The sequence below is a fragment of the Ruminococcus sp. genome, assembly GCF_017650195.1.
Classification (GTDB): domain Bacteria; phylum Bacillota; class Clostridia; order Oscillospirales; family Ruminococcaceae; genus Ruminococcus.
In genome coordinates this window covers 1-3,600 of the sequence record NZ_JAGCFH010000117.1, presented here as the reverse complement: position 1 = coordinate 3,600, position 3,600 = coordinate 1, and the positions used below count along the sequence as shown (strand labels likewise).

At 42.4% G+C, this 3,600-nt stretch carries 2 protein-coding genes; both read left to right on the top strand.

All coding sequences use genetic code 11. From position 1 onward, the window contains the following. The first annotated feature begins 618 nt into the window (after positions 1-618). Entirely contained in the window at positions 619-3,156 is a 2,538-nt protein-coding gene (locus J6U00_RS05570) for a response regulator (protein ID WP_296580004.1), read from the top strand. Next, a partial coding sequence (locus J6U00_RS05565) for a hypothetical protein (RefSeq protein WP_296580002.1) occupies positions 3,153-3,600 on the top strand: 448 nt, incomplete at its 3' end. The genes J6U00_RS05570 and J6U00_RS05565, both read left to right, overlap by 4 nt.

The window sequence follows — 3,600 nt, the reverse complement described above, 5'->3', positions numbered from 1 at the left end:
CTCAGATTGGCTATTTTACGCTGAATCTGGACGATGCTAAGAAATACCTTTACGCGAAGTCCACTAAGCGCAGAATACTAAGCTGGCGTGATATTCACGTTAATGTGTTTATCTGAATAAAAACAACAGAGTCCTCATAGCTTCGGATGTAAGGACTTTTTGTTATAATAAAGACCGCAAATAAATCTGCGGTCTTTTCATATTAATATGAATTACGCTTAATCCAGGTTCTTTGTAAGTGTAAGAAGAATATATTTGTTCGGAGCTTGGTGCTCCTGTTATTGGATTATCCAATGAGTATAAAGCAATTGAAATATCATTATTTAAAGGGGTTTTATCTTGTAACATTATACAACAGACATATTCTAAGATTGTACAAATATACAAAAAGCGATAATATATGTATTGTTAATAAAATATATTTGAATTAATCCAAACATTATGATATTATTCTATATTAGATAAAACTATGCCATTATATAATTATCTATATTATGTTCTTTGCCGTATCTGGTAAGGAACTTATGTTGACTCTCATTATCTTTTTCAGAAATATATACCGAAAACAGCTATTGTTGAGAGGTGTGGAAGTAATATTATTTAGGAGCGGAATGCGTTATGAAAAAAAAATGGATCATTATTTTTAACGTGTTCATTATGATTGCTATGCTGATCTTTGTGGTTCTGAATTCCAATCTTCAGAGTCGAAACACTGCACAAAGACAAATAGAACATTTTGAAAATACCACAATCGCAATGGAGCGTGTCACCGAGAATTATCTGGAGGGCGAACAGCGCATCTGCGATGTGTGGGCACGCTATATCAACAGCCAAAACATGACCATTGAAGAAGCTGTTTCCTTCATCCGGATCTCTCATGTGCTGCCAAATGCATCTGCACATATTGTGTATCTTGATACGTTGTCCGGGCTATCTACAAAAGCAAAGCAAGATACCTTCAACGATTATACCGTTTCATATAAGCGGATGGATCTTCTTAACGATGTGAGCTGGATCTCCGATATTGGGGAATCCATTAATATTTCCCGTGCATATACGAATCCGGTAAATGGCAAACAATCTCTGGCATTCTGCAATTTTATAACCCTTTACGATTCAGATACCAATGTTCCAAAAGACGCCATATTGCTGCGGGTGCTGCCGATCACAGAACTGGAGCAGAAATGGATCTTCCCACAGGAAGAGTATGAAAACGCTGAGCTTTCCATGATCGATGCAGACGGCAATTATCTCATCAAGGATCATTCATTCAAAAATTCTAATTTCTTTGAGTTTTACAAGTCTTACAATGCTGGTGATACTGCTGCCGCACAGGAGCTTTTTGAAAAAATCACTTCTTCGACCGGTTCGTTTTCTATGCGTAATTCCCGCGGTGAGAAATGTATTCTCGCATATGCTCCGATCGCTTCAAAAGCGGAATGGGTGCTTCTCAGCTTTATGCCGATGAATGAGCTGAGCGTCAACACTGAAAAATGGCTGCTGGTCGGAATTGTTTCAGTCGGTCTTCTGATCCTGTTTGTGTTTGATCTGACAGTTATGCTTTACTTCAATCAGAAGCTTCATGCAGCGGCAAGAGAAGCGGCATCGGCAAACAAAGCAAAAACCGATTTTCTTTCTACGATGTCCCATGATATACGAACGCCGATGAACGCGATCATTGGCCTTACGACGATTATGAAAAATAATCTCGATGATACCGAATTAGTCAGAGAGAATCTGAAAAAGATTACGCTGGCGAGCAATCATTTGCTCACTCTAATCAATGATATCCTTGATATTTCCAAGGTTGAAAGTGGAAAACTGAACCTCAGCCCGCAGACCTTCTCTATCGTCGAGGCAGTGGAAAATCTTGTGAACATTTCCCAGCCGATGATAAAGGAAAAAAACATCGACTTTCACTTCCGGATCAATTGGATGGAAAAAGAATATTTTTACGCCGATCAGCTTCGGTTGAATCAGATCTATATCAACATCCTATCCAACGCCATCAAATATACAGAACCCGGCGGTCATGTCAGCGTGGATATGCATGAGGATGAAAGCAAGAAACCCGGATGCGTGCAGCTGACCTATATCGTATCCGATTCCGGCATCGGCATGAGTCCGGAGTATATGGAGAATATGTATCATCCGTTTTCCCGCCAGACAGACAGTCGTGTGAACAGCATTCAGGGAACCGGACTCGGACTTGCCATCACAAAACAAATGGTCGATCTGATGGAAGGTACGATCGACTGCCAGAGCGAACTTGGAAAAGGAACAACATTTACCGTAACACTGGATATTCCGATTGCAGAATGGCAAAGAGAAGATATGATGCTTGAACCGATGGATGTCCTGATTGTGGATGATGATCCAATCCTGCTGGAGACCGCAGCCGATACGCTCAAGTCACTCGGAGTGACTGCTGACTGTACAGGAAGTGCGTCCGAAGCGCTCGAAATGATTACGCATCGTCACGAAACAGAACAAGATTACAGTATTGTGATACTCGACTGGAAAATGCCTGATATCGACGGCATCGAAATGACGCGCCGCGTTCGTTCGGAGGTTTCGCCGAACATCCCTATCCTGCTGATTTCCGCTTATGACAGAACGGATATTGAGGGGGCCGCGAAGAAAGCAGGTGCAAACGCTTTCATCAGCAAGCCGTTGTTTCGCTCAACGCTTTACGATACGATCAACGATGTTCTCGGCACTGGTGTAACATCCGCTGAACCGGAGAATGACTATTCTGATCTGAAGGGAATGAACATCCTGATCGCAGAGGATTTTGATGTCAACTGGGAAGTTATTTCAGCTCTTCTCGGTATGTACGGAATCAACTCAGAACGCGCTGAAAACGGACGTATCTGTGTAGAAAAAATGAGATTAGCAGCAGAAGGAAGCTATGATCTGATCTTTATGGATATACAAATGCCGGAGATGAACGGGCTCGATGCCACTAAGAATATCCGTGCGCTAGATGATCCGTGGGCGGCATCCATTCCTATCATCGCCATGACAGCGGATGCATTTTCCGAAAACATCACCGAATGTCTAAACGCCGGTATGAACGGACATATCTCAAAACCAGTAGACATTAAACTCGTAATCAAAGAGATTCGCAGAATTAAGGAGGAAAAAAAGGTATGAAAAAGCTATCCTGCATGATTTCAGCTATAATCATAGCTGTATCCCTGACGGCATGCGGCAGCAAAACGGATGAAAAATCCGCCGCCGGATTTGCTCCGCATCTCGATACAAATACCAGCTGCAGCATCACAGTAGCGGGAAGCTATGATAACTTTGAAGCATTGGAAGCGGACTTTGACAGGTTCAACGAAGGATATCCGAATGTACGGCTCAGCTATGTGAAGCTGGATGACTATAACAATACGATAGCAATGGCGTTGCAAGGAAATGACCAGCCAAATATTTTCTTCTCTAATGGCGGGATGAAAGGAAACAAAAAATACGATTCGGTGTTTGAGCTTGCGGAGGATCTTTCTGACCCTGCTCTGTCTCTGGATCTTGATTGTATTCGCTCCGGGCTGATCAACCATGATGCAGAAGACCGCGTGGTGATGGTACCGATTT

Excerpts from the sequence above, each read along its gene's own strand:
- J6U00_RS05570 (WP_296580004.1), top strand. The coding sequence starts at position 619 with ATGAAAAAAAAATGGATCATTATTTTTAACGTGTTCATTATGATTGCT.